Genomic DNA, 21429 nt, shown 5'->3' with positions numbered 1-21429 from the left:
ACGGATGAGGTTGCACGTCGGCGCGCTCCGGCCGGCCGTGGCCGGCCTGCTGGCCGGGCTGATGGTGCTGGGGGCCGCCCAACCGGCGGCCGCCGCGCCGCGCCGGGCCGAGCAGTGGTACCTGGACGAGCTGCGGATCGAGCAGGTGCACAAGCTCGCCACCGGGCGGGGCGTGATCGTCGGGGTGGTGGACAGCGGCGTGGACGCCACCCACCCGGACATCCGGGGTCAGGTGCTGCCCGGTGGCCGCAGCTACGGCGCCTCCGGCGACGGGCGAGCCGACGAGCAGGGTCACGGCACCCACATGGCCGGCATCATCGCGGCCACGAACGCCAGCCGCGACGGCGTGGACGGCGTCGCCCCGGGCGCGAAGATCCTGCCCATCAAGCTCAAGGCGGGCAAGGGCGCCAACCCCAGCGGGGCGTCGGCCCGTGGCATCCGGATGGCCGTCGACGGCGGCGCCAAGGTGGTCAACCTCTCCTACGGTGGGCCGGGCTACGCCGACCCGGAAGTGGAGAGCGCGATCAAGTACGCGCTGGACCGGGACGTGGTCGTGGTGGCCGCCGCGGGCAACACGGCCAAGGGGAGCGTCGCCGTCGACCAGCCCGCCAACGTCCCCGGTGTGATCGCGGTGACCGGCACGACCCGGGGTGGCGCCTTCTGGGGCGGCTCGGTCCGGGGGCCGGAGGCGGTGATCGCCGCGCCCGGCGACGGCATCTACAACATCGGTCCCGAGCACGGCTACGGCTGGGGTGACGGCACCTCGGACGCCAGCGCGATCGTCTCCGGCATCGCGGCGCTGATCCGGTCGAAGTACCCGAACCTCGACGCCCCCAACGTGATCAACCGGATCATCGCAACCGCCCGGGACGCCGGCCCGCCCGGTCGCGACCCGGAGTACGGCTTCGGGCGGATCGACCCGGTCGCCGCGCTGACCGCGAACGTGCCGACCGTCTCCGCGAACCCGCTGCTCGAGGCGGCCGCCCCGGCCAGCCAGGCCCCCGGCCAGGCGGCCGAGGACGACAACTTCGACGTGACCAAGTACGGCGACCGGGGCGGCCCCACCGACCAGCAGGTGATGGTGATCGGCATCGGCATCGCCGTGGTGCTGGTGGTCCTGCTGGCGCTGGCGATCTTCCTGATCTGGAACCGGCGCCGGTACCGGCGCGACGCGGCCCGCGGGGCCGGCGCGGCGGACGAACTGCACGACGGGATCCCGCCCGGCGGCTACGGCCCGCCCGGCGCCCCGCCGGTTCCGGCCGGCTACCACCCGCCGGGCGCCACGGCCGCCCCCGGCTACCCACAGCCGGGTGGCGCGCCCGCCCCGGGCGGCTACGCCCCGCCCCCCGGGAGCATCCCGTCACCCGGGCCGCCCGGGACGTACCCGCCGCCCGGGGGCGGCAACCGCTCCTGATCGGTGCACCGTTCACCGTCGTGGCCGGCCGGGTGACCTGCGCGTCACCGGCCGGCCACCGGCGTGTCCGGGGTGGGCGGTAGGGACCCGGCTGCCCGGTTCGCACCGGCTTTCCGGACTCCTCCGGCCGCCCCGGCTGCGTGCCGCCCGGGGGGCTGCGCCAGGATGGGACGGACACGCAGGCAGCACCCGAGGAGTTCACGATCGCCAGAAAGCCTCAACCCGAGGGCGGCCAGGCGCCGGTCGTCCAGCGGGTCCGGATCCGGTACGCCAAGCGCGGGCCGCTGCGGTTCACCTCGCACCGGGACTTCGCCCGAGCCTTCGAGCGCGCGCTGCGCCGGGCCGGCGTACCGATCGCCTTCTCCCAGGGCTTCACCCCGCACCCGAAGATCTCGTACGCCTCGGCCGCGCCGACCGGCGTCGCCAGCGAGGCCGAGTACCTGGAGATCGGCCTGCGCGAGCCGGTCGACCCGGAGCAGCTGCGGATCGCCCTGGACGCCGCGCTCTCGCCCGGGCTCGACGTGCTCGACGCGGTGGCGGCCACCGGCGGCAGCCTGCCCGACCGGATCGAGGCGTCGCGCTGGCGGATCGAGCTGCCCGAGGTCGACCCGGCCGAGCTGGAGCGGGCGGTGGTGGCCTTCACCGCCGCCGAGGAGATCCAGGTCGAGCGGATGACCAAGCAGGGCCGGCGGACCTTCGACGCGCGGGCCGCCGTCATCAGCATCGATGTGCTGGCCTCGTCCGAGACGCCTTCCGGGGCGACGGCCGTACCGTGTGCGATACTCGAAGTGGTCGTACGGCAGGTCACCCCGTCCGTACGGCCCGATGACGTCCTTTCCGGCCTCCGCGTGGTGGCCGACCTGGAGCCGCCGGTCTCACCGAGGGTGATTCGGCTGGCACAGGGCACGCTGACCGCGCAGGGCGAGATCGTCGATCCGTTGGATGCGGATCGCGACGGGGCAGCCATCGGAGAGCGCTGACCGACGGTCGGCGCTCTGGCAGGCAGACTTCGGCGGTCGCGCACCTGCGCCCGGCGGAAACACCTTTTGCGGCGACCCTGCGTGGCAGCGCTCACCCGCGCCCGGGGTAGCCAGAACTGGAGAACGTCCATGCTCGAGAACGAGCCCGAGGGCGGCGAGCGGACCGGTTCGGAACCGGCCGAGGCAACCGCCAACAGCACCGACAGCACTCCCGAGGCCAAGCCGGCGCGCAAGCGGACCAGCCGGCGCAAGGCCGCCCCGCTCAACCAGCCGGAGCAGATCGACGCACCGGCCGAGGCCCCGACCGGCGCCGGCACCACCAGCGGGGAGGCCCCGCAGGCCGAGGTCTTCGCCCCGGTCGCCGGCGAACTGGACGCCGCGCCCAAGACCACCCGGCGGCGCCGCAAGGCGACCAGCGCGAAGGCGGTCGAGGAGCCGATGGTCGCCACCGGCGTGGAGGCGACCTCCGACGAGGTCGTCCCGCCGGTCAAGGTGACCCGCAGCCGTCGACGGAAGGCCACCCCGCCGCCCCCTGAGACCCTCGAGGAGTCGCCCACCGAGGCGCCGGCCGAGGCCGCCGCGGCCGCCGAACCCGAGCCGCAGCGGGACGAGGAGGGCGGCGAGCCCGCCGAGCCCTCGGCCGTCGCCACGCCGGTCGAGGAGGCCGAGGACGAGGAGGTCGAGGGCGAGCCGGCCCCGGCCCGCGAGTTGGCCGGCGCGCCTACCCCGACCGCAAAGGGCGTGGCCGAGGTGCCGCCGGCCGCCGAGGCGACGCCGGCCCGCGCCGGTGGGCCGGAGGACCGGACCGGTGAGATCGCGCCGGGCGCCGCCGTGCCGGGGGCCGGGCAGCCGGCCGAGGAGGAGCCGGCGCCGACCACGCGTCGCCGCCGGGCCGCGCTGTCCGCGCCGACCGTCCTGTTCATGGCGCCGCAGCCCGAGGAGGCGCCGATCGTCCGGACCACCGCCCCGGCCGTTGAGGAGCCGGCCGAGGAGCCGGTGGAGACCGGCCGGCGGCGCCGGCGCGGCCGCCGCGAGGCGGAGCCGGTCGAGGTCGAGGTCGAGGCCGAGGAGGAGCCGACCGTCGAGGCCGAGGAGGCCACCGAGGCGGAGGAGGACGAGGAGGAGACGGCCGCGGGCCGTCGCCGCCGCCGTCGGGGCCGCCGCGGCCGGGGCCGGGGCAAGGGCGGCGTGGAGGACCTCGAGGAGGAAGAGGCCGAGGAGGCCGTCCAGGCCGAGAGCGCCGAGGCCGAGGCGGACGAGGCCGAGGAGGAGGAGACCGAGGGCGACGGGATGACCCGGCGCCGGCGTCGCCGTCGCCGCCGTGGCGCGGGCGACGTCGAGGTCGCCGCCGAGGACGGCGTCCCCACGGTCGTCAAGATCCGCGAGCCGCGTCGCCCCGTGGACGAGGTGCAGGGCGTCTCCGGCTCGACCCGGCTGGAGGCCAAGCGGCAGCGCCGCCGGGACGGCCGGGAGCAGCGGCGTACCCGGCCGCCGATCCTCAGCGAGTCGGAGTTCCTGGCCCGCCGGGAGGCGGTCGACCGGGTGATGGCGGTCCGCCAGCGCGGCGACCGGACCCAGATCGCCGTCCTCGAGGACGGCGTGCTGGTCGAGCACTACGTCACCCGGAACTCCGCCGGCACCATGGCCGGCAACGTCTACCTGGGCAAGGTGCAGAACGTCCTGCCCAGCATGGAGGCGGCGTTCGTCGACATCGGCCGCGGCCGCAACGCCGTGCTGTACGCCGGCGAGGTCAACTGGGACACCACGGGCCTGGAGGGCCGGGCCCGCTCGATCGAGCAGGCGCTCAAGTCCGGCGACTCGGTGCTGGTGCAGGTCACCAAGGACCCGATCGGGCACAAGGGCGCGCGGCTGACCAGCCACATCGCGCTCTCCGGCCGGCACCTCGTGTACGTGCCCAACGGCAACGCCTCCGGCATCAGCCGGAAGCTGCCGGACACCGAGCGCAAGCGGCTGCGGGACATCCTCAAGAAGCTGGTGCCGGACGGTGCCGGGGTGATCGTGCGGACCGCCGCCGAGGGCGCCAGCGAGGACGAACTGGCCCGGGACGTCAAGCGGCTCCAGGCGCAGTGGGAGGACATCCAGGCCAAGTCGGCCGAGGGCGGCGCCCCGGTGCTGCTCTACGAGGAGCCGGACCTGGTCATCCGGGTGGTCCGGGACCTGTTCAACGAGGACTTCCGCGATCTGGTCATCGAGGGTGAGCAGGCGTACGGCATGGTCGAGTCGTACCTGTCGCACGTCTCGCCGGACCTGGTCGCCCGGCTGCGCCGGCACGCCGGCACCACCGACGTCTTCGCCGAGTACCGGATCGACGAGCAGATCCTCAAGGGGCTGGACCGCAAGGTCTTCCTCCCCTCGGGCGGGTCGCTGGTGATCGACCGGACCGAGGCGATGACCGTCATCGACGTCAACACCGGCAAGTACACCGGCTCCGGCGGCAACCTGGAGGAGACGGTCACCCGCAACAACCTGGAGGCGGCCGAGGAGATCGTGCGCCAGCTGCGGCTGCGCGACCTCGGCGGCATCGTGGTCATCGACTTCATCGACATGGTGCTGGAGTCGAACCGGGAACTGGTGCTGCGCCGGCTCACCGAGTGCCTCGGCCGGGACCGGACCAAGCACCAGGTCACCGAGATCACCTCGCTGGGCCTGGTGCAGATGACCCGGAAGCGGATCGGCGCCGGCCTGCTCGAGGCGTTCAGCGAGACCTGCGAGTGCTGCAAGGGCCGCGGCGTGATCATCCACACCGAGCCGGTGCCGGAGAAGCCGCGCGGCGGCGGTGCGGGGGAGAAGGTCAAGGCGGTGGCCTCGGCCGTCACCACCCCGGCCACCGAGGAGAAGGGCGGGCCCTCCCGGCGCCGGGGCCGCAAGGCCGCGCCGGAGAAGACCGTCGCCGAGGTGACCGACGCCCAGGCGGACGCCGACTACCACGACACGATGGGCTACGACCTGTCCCGGTACGAGACCGAGATGCCGGCCGCCCCGGCCGTGGCGGACAGCCAGGAGGGCGACTCGGCCCGGCTGGCCGCGCCGGACGACCCGGACGCGCTCGGCGAGGGCGAGACCGACGAGGAGGGCGCCGAGACCGGCCTCGGCCGGCGGCGCTCCCGGCGGGGCGGTGCCCGGCGGCGTACCCGCCCGTGAGGCGCTGACCAGCGCGGCGTACGGCAGGGCCCCTTTCCCGAGCAACAGAGTCCGGGAGAGGGGCCCTGCCGTTCCGTCGCCCCGGTCGGGACGGCGCCGAGACGCGTTCGACCGGCTCCGGCAGCGCCGCGATGAGCTGTGTGTGGGCTGACGGGCGGCCCGGTTTGGGTGCCGGGCCTGGTATGGCGTACGCTGGCCTGCGGCGCACTTTGGTGTGCCGAGTTCCCGCGTGCCCGCGCCGCCGGTGTCACAGCTACCCGGCGAGTCGCCGTGGGAACGACCGCCAGCAGCCTCAACGACAGGGAGTCCGCCTCCGATGTACGCGATCGTCAAGACCGGCGGCAAGCAGTACAAGGTCGCCGAGGGCGACGTGATCGAGGTCGAGAAGCTCGCCGGTGTCCCCGGCGACGCGGTGAAGCTCACCGCGGTGCTCCTCGTCGACGGTGACGACCTGGTGACCGACGCGGCGCAGCTTGCCAAGGTTGCGGTGTCCGGCGAGATCGCCGCGCACACCAAGGGCCCGAAGATCCGGATCCACAAGTTCAAGAACAAGACCGGCTACCACAAGCGCCAGGGTCACCGCCAGCCGCTGACCCAGGTCAAGGTGACCGGCATCTCCAGCGGGAAGTAGGTCGTCCTCCAATGGCTCACAAAAAGGGTGCGTCCAGCTCGCGTAACGGTCGTGACTCCGCGGCCCAGCGGCTCGGCGTGAAGCGCTTCGGTGGTCAGGTCGTCAACGCCGGCGAGATCATCATCCGTCAGCGTGGCACCAAGTTCCACCCCGGTGACCTGGTCGGGCGCGGCGGCGACGACACGCTCTTCGCGCTGGCCGCCGGTGCGGTCCAGTTCGGCACCAAGCGCGGTCGCAAGACCGTCAGCATCGTGCCGCAGCAGTAGTTCGCAGGCGTCGCGGGCCGTGGACCTCGGGTCCCGGCCCGCTTCGCTTTTCTCACGCGGGGTGGCCCCGCTGGAAGGATTGAGATCGTGGCGATGTTCGTTGACCGGGTCGTCCTGCACCTGCAGGCCGGCGACGGCGGGCACGGCTGTGTCTCGATCCACCGGGAGAAGTTCAAGCCCTTCGGTGGCCCGGACGGCGGCAACGGCGGCCACGGCGGCAGCATCTCGCTGGTCGTCGACCCGCAGGTGCACACGCTGCTCGACTTCCACTTCCGGCCGCACGTGAAGGCCGAGAACGGCAGGGGCGGCGCCGGCTCGAACCGGGACGGCGCCAACGGCCAGGACCTGATCATCAAGGTGCCGAACGGCACCGTCGTGCAGACCCCCGACGGTGCGGTGCTGGCCGATCTGGTCGGCGCGGGGACCACCTTCGAGGCGGCCCGGGGTGGCCGGGGTGGCCGGGGCAACGCCTCGCTGGCCAACGCCCGGCGCAAGGCACCCGGCTTCGCCGAGCTGGGCGAGCCCGGCGACCGGCTGGACGTGGTGCTGGAGCTGAAGAGCGTGGCCGACGTCGGCCTGGTCGGCTTTCCGTCGGCCGGCAAGTCGTCGCTGATCTCGGTGATCTCCGCCGCCAAGCCGAAGATCGCCGACTATCCGTTCACCACCCTGGTGCCGAACCTGGGCGTGGTCCGGGTGGACAACCACACCTTCACCGTCGCTGACGTGCCGGGCCTGATCCCCGGCGCGGCCACCGGCAAGGGGCTGGGCCTGGAGTTCCTCCGCCACATCGAGCGCTGCGCCGTGCTGGTGCACGTCATCGACACCGCGACGCTGGAGCCGGGCCGGGATCCCCTCGCGGACATCGACGCCATCGAGGCCGAGCTGGCCGAGTACGGCGGCCTCGCCGACCGGCCCCGCCTCGTCGCGCTCAACAAGATCGACGTACCGGACGGCCGGGACCTCGCCGAGATCGTCCGGCCCGACCTGGAGGCGCGCGGCCTGCCGGTCTTCGAGGTCTCCTCGGCCACCCGCGAGGGGCTCAAGGAGCTGACGTACGCGGTGGCCGAAGTGGTTGAGCAGGCCCGCAGCGCGGCGCCGCCGGCCGAGCCCACCCGGATCGTGATCCGCCCCAAGGCGGTCGACGACGCCGGCTTCACCATCGAGGCGGAGGAGGACGGCTCGTTCACCGTCCGCGGCACCCGCCCCGAGCGGTGGGTCCGGCAGACCAACTTCGACAACGACGAGGCGGTGGGCTACCTGGCCGACCGGCTGGCCCGGCTGGGCGTCGAGGAGAAGCTGGCCAAGGCCGGCGCCAACCCCGGCGACCTGGTCCGCATCGGCGACCGGGAGTTCGACTGGCAGCCGACCCTCTACGCCGGCGTCGACTTCGTCCCGGGCAACCGGGGCACCGACATCCGGCTGGAGGAGAAGTCGACCCGCGCGTCGGCGGCCGAGCGGCTGGAGGCTCGCAAGGCCCGCCGGCAGCGCCCGGCCGACGAGATCGAGGCGGCGGCGCAGGACGCGGACGACGACGAGGACTGGGAGTAGTCCCTTTCCGTCCGTGATCGGGTCGTTGGCCGGAAACCTCCGCGAAAGCCGGCCGACCTACCGTGACCGAATGCTGATCGAAGCCCGTCCCGCCAACGATCCCGAGCTTGCCGCCTTGGTCGCCGCCCAGCAGCGTGAACTGCGGGACGTCGACGGGGTGCCGGCCGGCCGGGTGACGGTCACTCACGACGACATTCGTCACCTGGCGGTGGTGGTCGGCGGCCGGGCAGTCGCCTGCGGCGGGATCCAGTCGCTGGATGCCGAGACCGGCGAGCTGAAGCGGATGTACGTCCGGCCGGCGTACCGGGGGCGGGGCATCGGGCGGCAGTTGCTGGCCGCCCTGGAGGAGTTGGCCTTCCGGCAGGGGCACACCATGCTGTGCCTGCAGGCCGGCACCTACCTCCCGGCCGCCATCGGCCTCTACCGGTCCTGCGGCTACCAGCCCATCCCGGGGTACGGGGAGTACGTCCACAACCCGTACCGCGTGTGCTTGGCCAAGCAACTGCCGGTGGCCGCCTGACGGCTGGCGGCGGTGGCCACCGTGCGGCTGGCGGACCTGCGGTGGCCGGGTCAGGCGCCCGTCTCGGCGTGCGCGGCGGTGACCGGCTTCGACTCGGGGCTGGCGTGCTGGCGCAGGAAGACGCTCAGCAGGATCAGCACGCCCACGGCGAGGAACTCGCTCTGCCAGTTCTGCATGGACTGGAACCAGAAGTCGCTGGTGCCGAGGAACTGCCAGGCGCTGATCGGGGCGGCCCCGCTCTGCAACGCCTGCTCCTCGTTGTACTGGGCCACGCCGCCGAACAGGTGGCCGAGGAACGAGCCGACGAAGATCAGCAGCAGGGCGAGGGACAGGCTGTTGCGGTAGACCACGAGTGGGAGGCCCCCGGCGCGGACCGGCCAGGGCGAGTCGGGCGTGGCCCGGCGCTCGTCGTCCTCCGGGCGATCGCCCTGGTCCTCCGGCTTCGACTCGGCCGACCCCTTCTGCACCAGGTACGCGGTGAGCAGCACGTAGCCGCCCATCTGGAGGAACTCCGACTCCCAGTTCTCGAACACCGCCTCGGCGAAGTGCCCGGTGCCCAGGTACGCCCACCAGCTCAGCGGCGCCGCCCCGTACTGGGTCAGCTCCTCATTGTGCGTCTGCCAGCCGAACACGCTCTGCAACAGCAGGAAGATCAGGAACGCGCCGAGCATGGCGACCGTGAGCGAGTTCTCCCGCAACCACCGCGGCATCGCTGGACCTCCTCGTCCCGGGGGCACTCCCCGTGGCGGTCCTCCTGCCCCGGCCAGTGACCGCGCAAACCCCGCGGAGGGTGCCGCGCCAGCCGCCCCCGATCGGGTGAACGCACAGGTCAGGGCCGGTCGAACGGGGTGTCCAGCCGGCCGCCGGTGCCCGCGCGGGGGGACAGCAGCAGCCCCAGGAGCAGCATGCCGAAGCCGAGGAACAGGTGCAGCCAGTTGTCGGCGTCGTTGAACGGCACGAAGTTCGCCGGGCTCTCCCGGTCGACGCCGAAGCCGTACAGCCAGACCACCAGATAGACGGCGCCGCCACCGGCGAGGAACAGCCGCGCCCCGCCGACCCGGCGGGCCAGCACCAGCCCGACCAGGCCGAAGACCAGATGAATGAGGTTGTGCAGGATCGACACCTGGAACAGGTAGAACAGCTTCGCCTGGGAGTGGTGGCCGGCGAACGCCAGGTCGCCGGAGTGCTCGGTGACACCGGGGATGAAGCCGAGCACGCCGACCAGCACGAAGACGGCGGCCACCAGGAGGGCGACCTTCTGGATCGCCGGCCGCTGCCCGGCCGGGGCGGGTCCGCGCACGTCACGTGCCATCGCTGTCACCTCCGTTGCTCAGCCGCCGCCCGCGCGGGGCAGACCCACCATTGTGAGATCGGGGCGGGGCGGCTCCGCAGAGAAATGACGAATCAGGCATGGGCCGGACGCCGGGTGGGTCGATGGCACATCGGCCGCCGTTTCGACGCCTTCTCGCCGGGTAGCGCTGCGGGACGCGGGCGCGCTCCGGCGCCCGGGTGGAGGAGGCGTGATGACCAGCAGTGGGATGAGGTGGGTGCTCGGCGGCGCCGCCACCGTGACCGGGTTCGGGGTCGGCCGGATGGTGGCCCGGCGGCGGCGCCGGCACCAACCCGACCGGGAGGGGGGCTGGTACGTCGTCCACCGGGGGATCACCGTGCACCGGCCGAGGGATGCGGTGATCGGCTTCTGGACGGATCAGGAACGGCTGGACCGCGGGCTGGCCGAGTGGGCGACCCTGGAGCGGCTCGACGACAACCGGTGGCGCTGCGTGGCCAGCGACCCGGCCGGCGGCGGCACCGAGTGGCGCGCCGAGCTCACCGTCGACGGTCCGGGCCGGCTGACCTGGCGGGTGACGGAGGGGCCGGTCGCCCAGCGGGGCCGGGTCGAGCTGGTCCCGGCGCCGCTGGACCGGGGCACCGAGATCCGCGCCGAGCTGCGCTGGCGGTCCGGCCGGATACGCAGAGTGCTCGGCCTGGCCAGTCGGCACGACCCCGACCTGGCCCTGCGCAGCGCACTACGCCGGATCAAGTCGCTGATCGAGACCGGCCAGGTGCTCGACACCCGGCACGACCCGTCGGGACGCAGCCCGAAGCAGGAGCAGGCGACGGACCGGATCCGGGAGACGCTGATGGTGGGGGGTCGCCCGTGAAGGCGCTGTGCTGGGAGGGCGTCCGCAAGCTGGCCGTACGCGACGTGCCGGAACCGACGATCCGCTCGGCTGGCGACATCATCGTCAGCGTCCGGGCGAGCAGCGTCTGCGGCTCGGACCTGCACCTGATCAACGGCTACCTGCCGGCGATGCGGGAGGGTGACATCCTCGGCCACGAGTTCATGGGCGAGGTGGTGGAGACCGGCCCGGATGTCCGCCGGATCAAGGTCGGTGACCGGGTCGTGGTCGGCTCGGTGGTGGCCTGTGGCGGCTGCTGGTACTGCCGTACCGAGCAGTACTCGCTCTGTGACAACTCCAACCCGCAGCCGGTCTTCAGCGAGAAGTTGTGGGGCCACGCGCCGGCCGGCATCCTCGGCTACTCGCACGCGGCCGGCGGCTACTCGGGCAGCCATGCCGAGTACATCCGGGTGCCGTTCGGCGACGTCGGGGCGTTCACCGTCCCCGAGGGGGTGCCGGACGACTCGGTGGTGTTCGCCTCCGACGCCATGCCGACCGGCTGGATGGGAGCCGATTTCTGTGGCCTGAAGGGCGGCGAGGTGGTCGCGGTCTGGGGCGCCGGCGGGGTGGGCCAGATGGCCGCCCGGTCCGCGCAGATCCTCGGCGCCGAGCGCGTGATCGTCATCGACCGGCTGCCGGATCGGCTCGCCGCCGCAGCGCAACGGTGGGGCGTCGAGACGATCAACTACGCGGAAACCGACGTGCTGGAGGCGCTGCGCGAGCTGACCGCCGGGCGCGGGCCGGACGCCTGCATCGAGGCGGTCGGCATGGAGTCGCACGACGTGGGGCCGAGCTACGCCTACGACAAGGGGAAGCAGGCGACCCGGCTGACCAGCGACCGGCCGACCGCGGTCCGGCAGGCGATCATGGCCTGCCGCAAGGGCGGCACGGTGAGCATCGTCGGGGTGTACGGCGGTCTGGTCGACAAGTTCCCGCTCGGCGCGGCCATGAACAAGGCGCTGGTGCTGCGGATGGGGCAGATGCACGCCCAGCGCTACATCCCGATGCTGCTGGACCGGATCGCGGTCGGCGAGGTCGATCCGGGGTATCTGGCCACCCATCCGATGTCCCTGGAGCAGGGGGCCCGGGGCTACGAGATCTTCGAGAAGAAGGAGGACGGCTGCCTGCGTACCGTCCTGCACCCGCGGGCGGCCTGAGCACTTCTTTCGATTCGGCCCCCACGCGGCGGGGTACAGCAGGCGGCATGCCTGCCCAGACCGAAGAGACTCCGTCCCGTTCCGGTAGCGCCAGCAGAGCCCTGCCGAAGGAGGGCTGACCGATGGTGGATCGGATCGCCGACCCGTGGGGGCCGCGCACTCCGTACGGGCCCGGAGAGCGCTGGCCGGTGCGGGTGGACACGTTCCTCGCCGACGGGCACACCGAGGCGGACGTGCAGCGCTGGGTGCCGAGCGCGTCTGTCCTGCACTCCAACGGCGACGCGATGGACATCGCGGTGGTCGACGACCGGATCGCCGGCGTCCGGGGCCGGGCCGGGGACCGGATCAACCACGGCCGGGTCGACCCGAAGGACCTGTACGGCTGGCAGGCCAACCACGACCCGGACCGGCTGCGCCGGCCGCTGGTCCGCGAGGGCGACCGCCTGGTGGAGACCGACTGGGACACCGCGATGGGCCGGATCGTGGCCCGCTCGAAGGAGCTGCTGAAGGGGCCGGGCGGCTGGGGCCACTTCGGCTTCTACACGAGCGGTCAGCTCTTCCTGGAGGAGTACTACACGCTCTCGGTGATCGGGAAGGCCGGGATCGGCACCCCGCACATGGACGGCAACACCCGGCTCTGCACCGCCACCGCCGCCTCGGCACTCAAGGCGTCGTTCGGCACCGACGGGCAGCCCGGGTCGTACACCGACGTGGACCACTGCGACGCGATCGCGCTCTGGGGGCACAACGTCGCGGAGACCCAGACGGTGCTCTGGATGCGGATGCTGGACCGGCGGCGCGGGCCGAACCCGCCCACCATGCTGGCGGTCGACCCCCGCGCCACCCCGGTGGCCCGGGAGGCCGACGTGCACCTCGCGCTGCGCAACGGCACCAACGTCGCGCTGCTCAACGGCCTGCTTCGCGAGCTGATCCAGCGCGGCTGGTACGACGAGGAGTACGTCCGGGCGCACACCGTCGGCTTCGACGAGCTGAGCCAGGTGGTCGAGGACTATCCGATCGCCAAGGTCGCCGAGATCTGTGACCTGCCCGCCCGCGACATCGAGCGGGCCGCCGAGCTGCTCGGGCACTCGGAGCGGCTGCTCTCCACCGTGCTGCAGGGCTTCTACCAGTCCAACCAGGCCACCGCGGCATCCTGCCAGGTGAACAACCTGCACCTCATCCGCGGCATGATCGGCCGACCCGGAGCCGGGATCTTCCAGATGAACGGCCAACCGACCGCGCAGAACAACCGCGAGTGCGGGGCCGACGGCGACCTGCCCGGCCTGCGCAACTGGGAGAACCCCGAGCACGTGGCCCAGCTGGCCCGGCTCTGGAACGTCCAGGTCGACACCATCCCGCACTGGTCGCCGCCGACCCACGCCATGCAGATCTTCCGGTACGCCGAGCAGGGCTCGATCAAGCTGCTCTGGATCTCGGCGACCAACCCGGCCGTCTCCCTGCCCGACCTGGCCCGGATCCGCCGGATCCTGGCGCAGCCGGAACTGTTCGTGGTGGTGCAGGACCTCTTCCGCACCGAGACCGCCGAGCTGGCCGACGTGGTGTTGCCGGCGGCCACCTGGGGCGAGAAGACCGGCACCTTCACCAGCGTCGACCGGACCGTGCACATCTCCGACCAAGCGGTCGACCCGCCCGGGGAGGCCCGCGCCGACCTGGACATCTTCCTCGACTACGCGCGCCGGATGGACTTCCGGGACGCCGACGGGAACCCACTGATCAGGTGGACCGACCCGGAGTCGGCGTTCGAGGCGTGGCAGGAGTGCTCGCGCGGCCGACCCTGCGACTACAGCGGGATCACCTACGAGCGGCTGCGCGCCGGCGGCATCCAGTGGCCGTGCAACGACGCGCACCCGGACGGCACGGAACGGCTCTACCCCGACGGCGTCTTCAACACCGACCCGGACTACTGCGAGACATACGGCCAGGACCTGCTGACCGGGGCGGAACTGCTGCCTGACGAGTACCGCGCCAAGGAGCCCCGTGGGCGGGCGTTCCTGCACGCGGCGCCGTACCAGCCGTCCCCCGAGGTGCCCAGCGACGCGTACCCGCTGCTGCTCACCACCGGCCGCACCGTCTACCACTTCCACACCCGCACGAAGACGGGTCGGGCCACCCAGCTGGTGCATGCCGCGCCGGAGGTCTGGGTGGAGCTCAACCCGGACGACGCCGGGAAGCTCGGCGTGGGGGAGGGGGATCTGGTCCGGGTCGAGTCGCCGCGCGGCCTGGTCCGGGCCCGGGCCCGCATCTGCGGGGTACGCCCCGGCGTGGTGTTCGTCCCCTTCCACTACGGCTACTGGGACGCGGACGGCGACGGGCACACCCGGGCGGCGAACGAGCTGACGATCACCGTCTGGGATCCGGTCTCCAAGCAGCCGATCTTCAAGGTGGCGGCGGTCCGGGTGGTGAGGGAGGCGGACTCGGGTGGCCGCCCCTCGCCCGCGCCCACGGTCGGCGGTCCAGCCCCGGTGGACGGGTCGGACGTCCCGGCCACGGTCGGCGGGCCGGCCGCCGAAGCGTCAGCGAGGGAGGAGTGACCATGCATCTCGCGCACTATCTCGGGCTGCTGCACAAGGCCCAGGCCCGCCTCGGCGACGCGTTCGGCGAGGTCGGCGAGGCGCATCGCGAGGAGCCGGACGTCTTCCACCTCTGCCAGCGACTGGCCGCCGAGTGCCGCCGGCACGCGGACCAGCTGGAGCCGTTCGCCCGCCGGTACGCCGAGGACGCCCCGGCTGAGCCGGACCGGCTGCACTCGCAGCTCTTCTCCGGCACCCGTACCGGCGGGCTCGGGCTGCTGCGGGACCTGCAGGACCTCTACCTGATGGCGGCGGAGTGCGACATCAGCTGGACGGTGGTGGGGCAGGCCGCGTACGGGGCCCGGGACGAGGAGCTGCTGGGGGTGGTGAAGTCCGGCGAGCAGGAGACCGCGACCCAGCTCAAGTGGCTGCGTACCCGGATGAAGCAGGCGGCCCCGCAGGCGCTGGTGGTGGCCGACTAGCTGTGCCGCCCATTGCGGTTGGGGACGCGGCGGGCGGGTGGTTGGCCGCGCAGGTAGGCGAGGACGGCGAGGACTCTCCGGTTGTCCTCCCCGGTCGGTGGCAGGTCGAGCTTGGTGAAGATGCTGGTGATGTGTTTGCCGATCGCGGCCTCGCTGACCACCAGCGTCCGCGCGATCGCCGCGTTCGACCGGCCCTCCGCCATGAGCGCCAGCACCTCACGCTCCCGTTCGCTGAGCCGCTGCAACGGATCCCGGCGCCGACGGAGCAACTGCTGGACCACCTTCGGGTCGATGATCGTGTCACCGGCGGCGACGCGGCGCACCGCCTCGGCGAACGTGGTGACATCGGCGATCCGGTCCTTGAGCAGGTAGCCGACCCCGGCGTCGCTGCCGATGTCCAGCAGCTCCCCGGCATAGGTCAGTTCGATGTACTGGCTCAGCACGAGCACCGCGAGATCCGGGTACGCCGTGCGCAGGGCGATCGCCGCGCGCAGCCCTTCGTCCGTGAAGTCGGGTGGCATCCGTACGTCGGTCAGCACCAGGTCCGGCCGGTAGGCCGAGACGGCGGAGGCGAGCGCGGCGGCGTCCCCCACGGTCCTGACCACGTCGTACCCGAATCGGCTGAGCAGGCCGGCGATGCCCTCCCGGATCAGGACACCGTCCTCGGCGAGGACGACTCGGATCGGCTGGTCCGATGGCATGACAGCTCCACGCGTAGCAGGGTCGGCCCGCCGAGCGGGCTGGTCAGCGTCAGTCTGCCGGCCACCACCGCGATCCGGTCGGCGAGGCCGGTCAGCCCGCTGCCCCGGGCCGCGTCGGCACCGCCGCAGCCGTCGTCGGCCACCTCGACGACCAGCCGGTCCGCCTGCATGCGACCGCTGACCTGGATCCGGGTCGCGCCGCTGTGCTTGGCGGCGTTCGCCAATGCCTCGCAGACCACGAAGTAGGCGGCCGTCTCGACGGCAGATGGTGGGCGGGTCGGCAGCGCGATGTCTACCTCGACGGGGATCGGCGAGCGGTCGGCCAGTTCGGCGACGGCGGCGGGCAGGCCCCGGTCGGTGAGGATCCGCGGATGGATGTCCCGGATCAGGTCACGCAACTCCTCCAGTGCCAGGTTCGCCTGGTCGTGCGCCCGCTGGACCAGCGCTGGCACCTCGGCGGGCGTGGCCAGCCGGGCCAGTCCGAGGGTGATGCCGAGGGCAACCAGCCGCTGTTGCGCGCCGTCGTGCAGGTCGCGCTCGATGCGGCGCCGCTCGGCGTCGAACGCGTCAACGAGCCGCGCGCGTGACCGGGTCAGGTCCTGTACCCGCCGGACGAGTTCGTTGTCGCGGGGTGCCAGCAGCGCCCGGGCGAGCGCGGCGCGTGCCGCACCGTACCCGGTGACCAGATACGCCGCGGGCACCAGCAGAACCACGCCGATCGGCACCGCCGCCCACGCGGCGGCGGGCGAGGCCAACAGTACGGCCTTGAGCAGCTTCACCTCACCGTCTCCGCCGAGGGCCTGCGCGGCGGGCGCGGTGAGCAGTGAACCGGGTACGCCGAGCGCGCAACCGACCACCAGCAGATCGAGCGGCCAGAGCAGGGTGGCCAGCAGGACTGTGTAGCCCAGTTCGCGCCAGGTGGCCGGCTCGCGGTACCGCTGGCGCAGCCAGGCGCGCAGCCCAGGGCGTTCGGGCACCTGGTGCGGGTCGGCGAGCGGCTCGGCCTCGACCAGCCACAGCCGGCGGCGCTCCACCGCTCCTACGGGAAGCCCGACCAGCGTGGCGGCGACCAGCAGCGGCACGCCGACCAGCGCGACGGCCGACACCACACCCAACACGATGAGGGTGGCCAGGACCGCGAGCACGACGACGCCGACCGGCAGCCCGCTCAGCAGGTACGCTGTCGCCCGCCACGGCCAGGTCGACGCCACCAGGTCGCGGCGGTGCATCGCCTTTCCGGCGCTCCGAACGGGCATGCGGGTGACGGTACGGCCGGTCGACGCCGGCCCGGAAGCCGGCCAGCCCGAGGGTGGGGTAGCAGAAGTTCTACCCCGAGAGTCGACCGCGACCTACTGCCCCGGCCCCGGCGAACCGGTGTGCTTGCCGACATGGATGAAACAGTGCGGCTGCGGTGCGTGCGCCGGACGTACGGCACCGGGGCCGGCGCGGTCACCGCGCTCGACGACGTGACGATCGGCTTCGCCGCCGGGACCTTCACCGCGATCATGGGTCCGTCCGGCTCCGGCAAGTCGAGCCTGCTGCAGTGTGCGGCCGGCCTCGACCGGCCGGACAGCGGCAGCGTCGTGGTAGCCGGCGTAGAGCTGACCGGGCTCAGCGAGAAGCGGCTGACCCTGCTCCGGCGGGAGTCGATCGGGTTCGTGTTCCAGACGTTCAACCTCCTGCCGATGCTCACCGCCGCGCAGAACGTGGCACTGCCGGCGCGGTTGGCCGGGCGGCGACCCGACCGTGCCGCGATCGCCCGGGCGCTCGCCGAGATGGGGCTGGCGGGGCGGGAACGTCACCGGCCCAGTGAGCTGTCCGGGGGTCAGCAGCAGCGGGTCGCCATCGCCCGCGCGCTGGTCACCCGCCCCGCGGTGGTGTTCGCCGACGAGCCGACCGGCGCCCTGGACAGCGGCGCCAGCCGGGACGTACTGGCCAAGCTGCGCGACCTCGTCGACACCCAGCGACAGACGATCATCATGGTGACCCACGATCCGGTCGCCGCCGCGCACGCCGACCGGGTCGTGTTCCTCGCCGACGGCAGGCTCGTCGGCGAGCTGACCGCACCGACGGCCGAGACCGTCGCCGCCCGGATGACCCGGTTGGAGCTGGCCGCGTGCTGAGCCTCGCCGTGCCCACCCTCGTCACCCGGTGGGTCACCCTGGTCAGCACCTTCATCGCGCTCGCCGTCGGGGTCGGCCTGGTGGGCGCGACAGGCCAGGTCATCGGGGGTACGCGCGCCGCGCTGCCGCGCCCCGCCCAGCGGTACGCCGCCGCGCCCGTGGTGGTCAGCCCGGTCGACGAGTTGCGGGTGACCACCGTCAACGGCGCCGCCGCCAGGCCCCTGGCCGAGCCGCGCGGATTGCCGGCGGAGCTGGTCGCCCGCCTCGGCGCGCTCGGGCCGGTCGTCGTCGACCGCACGTTCTACGCCCAGCTCCGCGACGGTGGTGCCGACCAGGTCGGGCATCCGTGGTCGGCAGCAAGCTGCACGCCGTACCGGATGATTGCCGGACGCCCACCGGCGGCGGCCGGCGAGATCGTGGTCGCCGAACGGGCCGCCCCGGTCGGAGCCCGGGTGACCGTGCTGACCGGCGCGGGTGCCCGCGCGTACACGGTGGTCGGGGTCACCGCCGCGGTGCCCTTCGAACGCGCCGTCTTCTTCACCGACGCCGAAGCCGCGCGGATCTCGCCCCGGATCGACGCGCTGGTGGTGTCCGCGCCCGCGCAGCGCGTCCGGCAGGCGCTCGGTGCCGCCGACGCGGTGCTACACACCGGGTCGGGGCTGCGCCGGCTCGATCCCGACCTGCGCCGCGACGCCGAGGCGCTGACCGCGGCGAACGCGCTCGCCGGTACGGCCGGCGGGATCGCGGTCTTCGTTTCGATCTTCGTGGTCGCCGGCACGTTCGCGTACGCGTTGGCCCAGCGCCGGCGGGAACTCGCCCTGCTCCGGATGGCCGGTGCCACCCCCGGACAGGTACGCCGGCTGATCTTCGCCGAGGCGGCGGTCGTGGCGATCCTGGCGTCCGCCGCAGGCTGGCAACTGGCCCGGCTCAGCGGCCCTCGGCTGGCCGGCTGGCTGGTCGAGCTCGGCCTCGCACCGCCCTGGTTCACCGCGTCCCGTTCGCTGATACCGCTGGTCATCGCGTTCGCGCTGGGGATGGCCGCCGCGGGGATCGGAGTCTGCTCCGCCGCCTGGCGGGCCGGGCGGATCCGGCCGGTGGAGGCGATCCGCCAGGCCGTGGTCGAATCGGGGGCGATGAGCGTGGGGCGCTGGATCGGCGGACTCGGCGTGCTCGTTGGGGCCCTGGCCATGCTGCTATGGCCGCTGCTCGACGCGCCGGCCGATGCGCTGAAACGCAAGCAGTACACCCCCATGATCATGCTGTTGGTGGTGGCCTTCGCGCTGCTCGCTCCGGTGCTCGTACCGTGCGTAGCGCGGCTGTTGGCCGGCCCGCTGGCGAACCGTGGCGGCGTCACCGGGACAGTGGTGGGCCAGACCGTGCTGACCGCGGCCCGGCGCACGGCCGCGACAGCGGCACCCGTGCTGCTCACCGTGGGCCTGGCCGCCGGACTGCTCTCGGTCACCGCGACCGTGGACCGGGCCCGGGCCGTCGAGCGGCGGGCGCAGCTCGCTGGTGACTACCTGATCCTGCCCGCCGGTACGCCGGGCCTCAACCGCGAGGTGGTCGACCGGGTGCGCCAGATCCCGGGCCTGCGAACCCGGGTGGTCTACCCGACCTCGGTGTACGACGTGGAGGACGGCGAGGCGCTCATCCGACACGCCGCCCACGCGACAACCGGGGACGCCCCGCTCGACCTGCTGGCCCTCCCGGCGCTCGACGGATCCCTCGACGATCTGCGCGACGACACCATCGTGGTCGACCAGGAATGGGGCCGCCGGGTCGGCGAGCCGGTACGGATCTGGCTCGGCGACGGCACGCCCGTGTCGCTCCGGGTCGCGGCGGTGATCCGGGACGGTGCGGGCGGCAACGGCGCCTACCTGACCGGCCGCTACGCCGGCGCCGCGCTCGCCGAGCGCGTACAGGTGCAGCTGCCGACGGACGTTGACCGGGCGGCGGCGGAGCGGGCCCTGCGAGCCGCGATCGCCGGGCTGGGGGCGACCATGACCACGCCGGACCAGTGGTCGACCGCGACCGCCGCGCACCGCAACCGGGCCAGCGCGGTCGGGCTGCGGGTCGTGCTCGGAATCGCGCTGCTCTACGCGATTCTCGCCATCACCGGCACCATGCTCATGGCGGCCCGGGACCGCGCACGTGATCTGGCCCTGCTGCGGCTGGCGGGCGCGACGGCGCGCCAGATCCTCTGGATCGTCGCCGCGGAGGCCCTCCTCGTGGTGGCGTTGGGCGTGGCGCTCGCCGGCGGCGTCGCCGGACTCACCCTCGGCGGCCTGTGGGTGGCACTACTGCAACTGGTCGGCCCGGCCGCGGTCGTAGTGCCCTGGCAGCCGGTCGCGGGGGTGGTGGCGGCCTCGGCGCTGGTCGCGCTGCTCAGCTCGGTGCTGCCGGCCGCGCTCGGACTGAGCGCTCTCGGTCGGCGGCGGCCCGGGCCACGGCGGCCGGCTCCCGCGCGCGGCCGGAGGTTCACTCCGCCCGGCGTACCCCGTCGATGAGGAACCCGCTGGGCGGCTGGGCGGGCATCCGGGTCAGGTCGAGCGCCAGGTCCTGCGGCGGGACCCGGTAGCTCATCGCGCAGGTCAGGTTGGTGACCGCCCGCTTCATCAGCTCGATGGTGAGCCACTCGCCGGGGCAGCGGTGGCCGGTGAAATGGTCGCCACCGCCCTGCGGGATGAAGCTGAACGGGTCGCCCCGCCAGCCGGTGAACCGCTCCGGCCGGAACTGTTCCGGCTCCGGCCACAGCTGCGGGTGGTGGTTGGTGGCATACAGGTCGAGCACCACCCGGCGACCCTGCGGGAAGTGGTGCCCCTGCCACTCGAAGGAGCGCCGGACCCGGGCGATCACCACCGGGAAGAAGGGGTAGTAGCGCCGTACCTCCTGCACGAAGTTCTCGGTGGCCGTGTCGTCGCCGCGGACCCGTTCCCGCCATTGCGGATGGTCGTGCAGGGCCAGCGCGGCGAACATCACGAAACGCCCGACCGCGACGGTCGGGCGGACGACGTTCAGCAGCTCCACCGCGGCGATCCGGCGGGGCAGCGGCTGCCCCTGCTCGTCGCGGTGCCCGGCGACCATCCGCAGCGCGCTGCCCTCCGGCGCGGGCAGGGCCCCCGACCGGGTCCGCTCGATCAGGTCGCCGATCCAGCGTTCGGCGCGGCGGCGGCCCAGCAGGCCCCGCCAGTGCCGCGGACCGACCGCGGCCGGCGCCTCGATCATCGCGTGCAGGTCGGCGCTGCGGCGCACCACGTCAGCGCCGGCCAGCGGCACGCCTGTCCAGGCGCAGACCGCCCGGGTCAGCATCCGGCCGACCTCCTCGCAGAGCGCCACCGGGCCGGCTTCCGCCCAGACCGGGATCCGGGCCCGCCACTCGTCGTCGAAGAGCTGCCCGAGTTGCCGGATGGCGGCGGACGTCATCATCGACATGAGCATCGCCTTGCGTGCCTGGTGCGCCGCACCGTCGAGCCCCTGGACGCCGCCGACCCCGGTGAGGGTGAGCTGCCCCCGCATCGGCATGGCCCCCCGGCGGACGAACCGGTCGTTGTCGTAGAACAGCTCGGCGGCCGGGCGGCCGCGCAGGCAGATGGTGGGCTCCAGCAGCAGCCGGGTCTGGAAGAGGTCGCTGCCGTACCGGTCGCAGCGGTCGCCGACGAACCGGTAACCCTCGCGGAGAAAGGCCAGCGTGCTGTCCGGACTGCGGTCGGTGGGGACGGTGCTCATCTGCTGCT

18 protein-coding genes are annotated in these 21429 nt (G+C 73.3%); 13 read left to right on the top strand and 5 right to left on the bottom strand.

Features of this window, described 5'->3' with window-relative positions; translation table 11 throughout:
- Positions 1-4 precede the first annotated feature (4 nt).
- The 7 genes from mycP (at position 5) to ABZ783_RS30040 (ending at position 8521) form a co-directional block, all read left to right on the top strand.
- The gene (mycP, locus tag ABZ783_RS30070) at positions 5-1414 is read left to right on the top strand and encodes a type VII secretion-associated serine protease mycosin (protein ID WP_357443994.1); all 1410 of its coding nucleotides are present in this window, start codon (positions 5-7) and stop codon (positions 1412-1414) included.
- A gap of 260 nt (positions 1415-1674) precedes the next feature.
- A complete protein-coding gene (locus ABZ783_RS30065; RefSeq protein WP_357444036.1) occupies positions 1675-2394 on the top strand; it encodes a TIGR03936 family radical SAM-associated protein in 720 nt (239 codons plus the stop codon).
- A 129-nt stretch (positions 2395-2523) separates the two neighbouring features.
- Positions 2524-5556, top strand: coding sequence for an Rne/Rng family ribonuclease (locus ABZ783_RS30060; protein WP_357443992.1), 3033 nt, complete (start codon positions 2524-2526; stop codon positions 5554-5556).
- Between the two features lie 316 nt (positions 5557-5872).
- Positions 5873-6187 carry a 50S ribosomal protein L21 gene (gene rplU / locus ABZ783_RS30055; protein WP_073838296.1) on the top strand — a complete coding sequence of 105 codons (315 nt, stop codon included), beginning with the start codon at positions 5873-5875 and terminating at the stop codon, positions 6185-6187.
- Positions 6188-6198: 11 nt separating this feature from the next.
- Positions 6199-6453 (top strand): 50S ribosomal protein L27, encoded by a 255-nt coding sequence (gene rpmA / locus ABZ783_RS30050; RefSeq protein ID WP_073838295.1) that lies wholly within the window; start codon positions 6199-6201, stop codon positions 6451-6453.
- Between the two features lie 87 nt (positions 6454-6540).
- A complete protein-coding gene (gene obgE / locus ABZ783_RS30045) occupies positions 6541-8001 on the top strand; it encodes a GTPase ObgE (protein ID WP_357443989.1) in 1461 nt (486 codons plus the stop codon).
- 70 nt (positions 8002-8071) lie between these two features.
- Positions 8072-8521 carry a GNAT family N-acetyltransferase gene (locus tag ABZ783_RS30040; protein ID WP_357443987.1) on the top strand — a complete coding sequence of 150 codons (450 nt, stop codon included), beginning with the start codon at positions 8072-8074 and terminating at the stop codon, positions 8519-8521.
- A gap of 50 nt (positions 8522-8571) precedes the next feature.
- Here the strand turns inward: ABZ783_RS30040 and ABZ783_RS30035 are convergent, their stop codons facing one another.
- Both ABZ783_RS30035 and ABZ783_RS30030 read right to left on the bottom strand, forming a co-directional pair.
- Positions 8572-9231 carry a DUF6766 family protein gene (locus tag ABZ783_RS30035; RefSeq protein ID WP_357443985.1) on the bottom strand — a complete coding sequence of 220 codons (660 nt, stop codon included), beginning with the start codon at positions 9229-9231 and terminating at the stop codon, positions 8572-8574.
- 119 nt (positions 9232-9350) lie between these two features.
- Positions 9351-9833 (bottom strand): DUF4383 domain-containing protein, encoded by a 483-nt coding sequence (locus tag ABZ783_RS30030; protein ID WP_357443983.1) that lies wholly within the window; start codon positions 9831-9833, stop codon positions 9351-9353.
- 211 nt (positions 9834-10044) lie between these two features.
- Between ABZ783_RS30030 and ABZ783_RS30025 the strand changes: the two genes are divergently transcribed.
- The 4 genes from ABZ783_RS30025 to ABZ783_RS30010 all read left to right on the top strand — a co-directional run bounded on the left by ABZ783_RS30025 (position 10045) and on the right by ABZ783_RS30010 (position 14871).
- A complete protein-coding gene (locus ABZ783_RS30025; protein WP_357443981.1) occupies positions 10045-10683 on the top strand; it encodes a cyclase in 639 nt (212 codons plus the stop codon).
- A complete protein-coding gene (locus ABZ783_RS30020) occupies positions 10680-11858 on the top strand; it encodes a zinc-dependent alcohol dehydrogenase (RefSeq protein ID WP_357443979.1) in 1179 nt (392 codons plus the stop codon). Before ABZ783_RS30025 ends, ABZ783_RS30020 begins: the two co-directional genes overlap by 4 nt.
- 122 nt (positions 11859-11980) lie before the next feature.
- Complete coding sequence (locus ABZ783_RS30015; protein ID WP_357443977.1) at positions 11981-14410, top strand: nitrate reductase; 2430 nt, start codon at positions 11981-11983, stop codon at positions 14408-14410.
- A 2-nt stretch (positions 14411-14412) separates the two neighbouring features.
- Positions 14413-14871, top strand: a complete 459-nt coding sequence (locus tag ABZ783_RS30010; RefSeq protein WP_357443975.1) for a hypothetical protein — start codon at positions 14413-14415, stop codon at positions 14869-14871.
- Here ABZ783_RS30010 and ABZ783_RS30005 read toward each other — a convergent pair.
- Positions 14868-15572, bottom strand: a complete 705-nt coding sequence (locus ABZ783_RS30005; protein WP_357443973.1) for a response regulator transcription factor — start codon at positions 15570-15572, stop codon at positions 14868-14870. The two genes, ABZ783_RS30010 and ABZ783_RS30005, sit on opposite strands and share 4 nt — an antisense overlap.
- Entirely contained in the window at positions 15521-16828 is a 1308-nt protein-coding gene (locus tag ABZ783_RS30000; RefSeq protein ID WP_357443971.1) for a sensor domain-containing protein, read from the bottom strand. The genes ABZ783_RS30005 and ABZ783_RS30000 overlap by 52 nt, the downstream gene beginning before the upstream one ends.
- Before the next feature lie 132 nt (positions 16829-16960).
- On the opposite strand from ABZ783_RS30000, the gene ABZ783_RS29995 reads away from it, so the two are divergent.
- Both ABZ783_RS29995 and ABZ783_RS29990 read left to right on the top strand, forming a co-directional pair.
- Complete coding sequence (locus ABZ783_RS29995) at positions 16961-17695, top strand: ABC transporter ATP-binding protein (protein ID WP_357443969.1); 735 nt, start codon at positions 16961-16963, stop codon at positions 17693-17695.
- Positions 17689-20202 carry an ABC transporter permease gene (locus ABZ783_RS29990; protein ID WP_357443967.1) on the top strand — a complete coding sequence of 838 codons (2514 nt, stop codon included), beginning with the start codon at positions 17689-17691 and terminating at the stop codon, positions 20200-20202. The genes ABZ783_RS29995 and ABZ783_RS29990 overlap by 7 nt, the downstream gene beginning before the upstream one ends.
- Here the strand turns inward: ABZ783_RS29990 and ABZ783_RS29985 are convergent.
- Positions 20174-21421 carry a cytochrome P450 gene (locus ABZ783_RS29985; protein ID WP_357443965.1) on the bottom strand — a complete coding sequence of 416 codons (1248 nt, stop codon included), beginning with the start codon at positions 21419-21421 and terminating at the stop codon, positions 20174-20176. The genes ABZ783_RS29990 and ABZ783_RS29985 overlap by 29 nt on opposite strands.
- Positions 21422-21429: the final 8 nt, after the last annotated feature.

Origin of the sequence: Micromonospora sp. NPDC047738, assembly GCF_040642675.1 — a bacterium.
Classification (GTDB): Bacteria; Actinomycetota; Actinomycetes; order Mycobacteriales; family Micromonosporaceae; genus Micromonospora.
The sequence above is the reverse complement of the archived record's forward strand: the minus strand, read 5'-3'. Positions and strand labels throughout refer to the sequence as shown.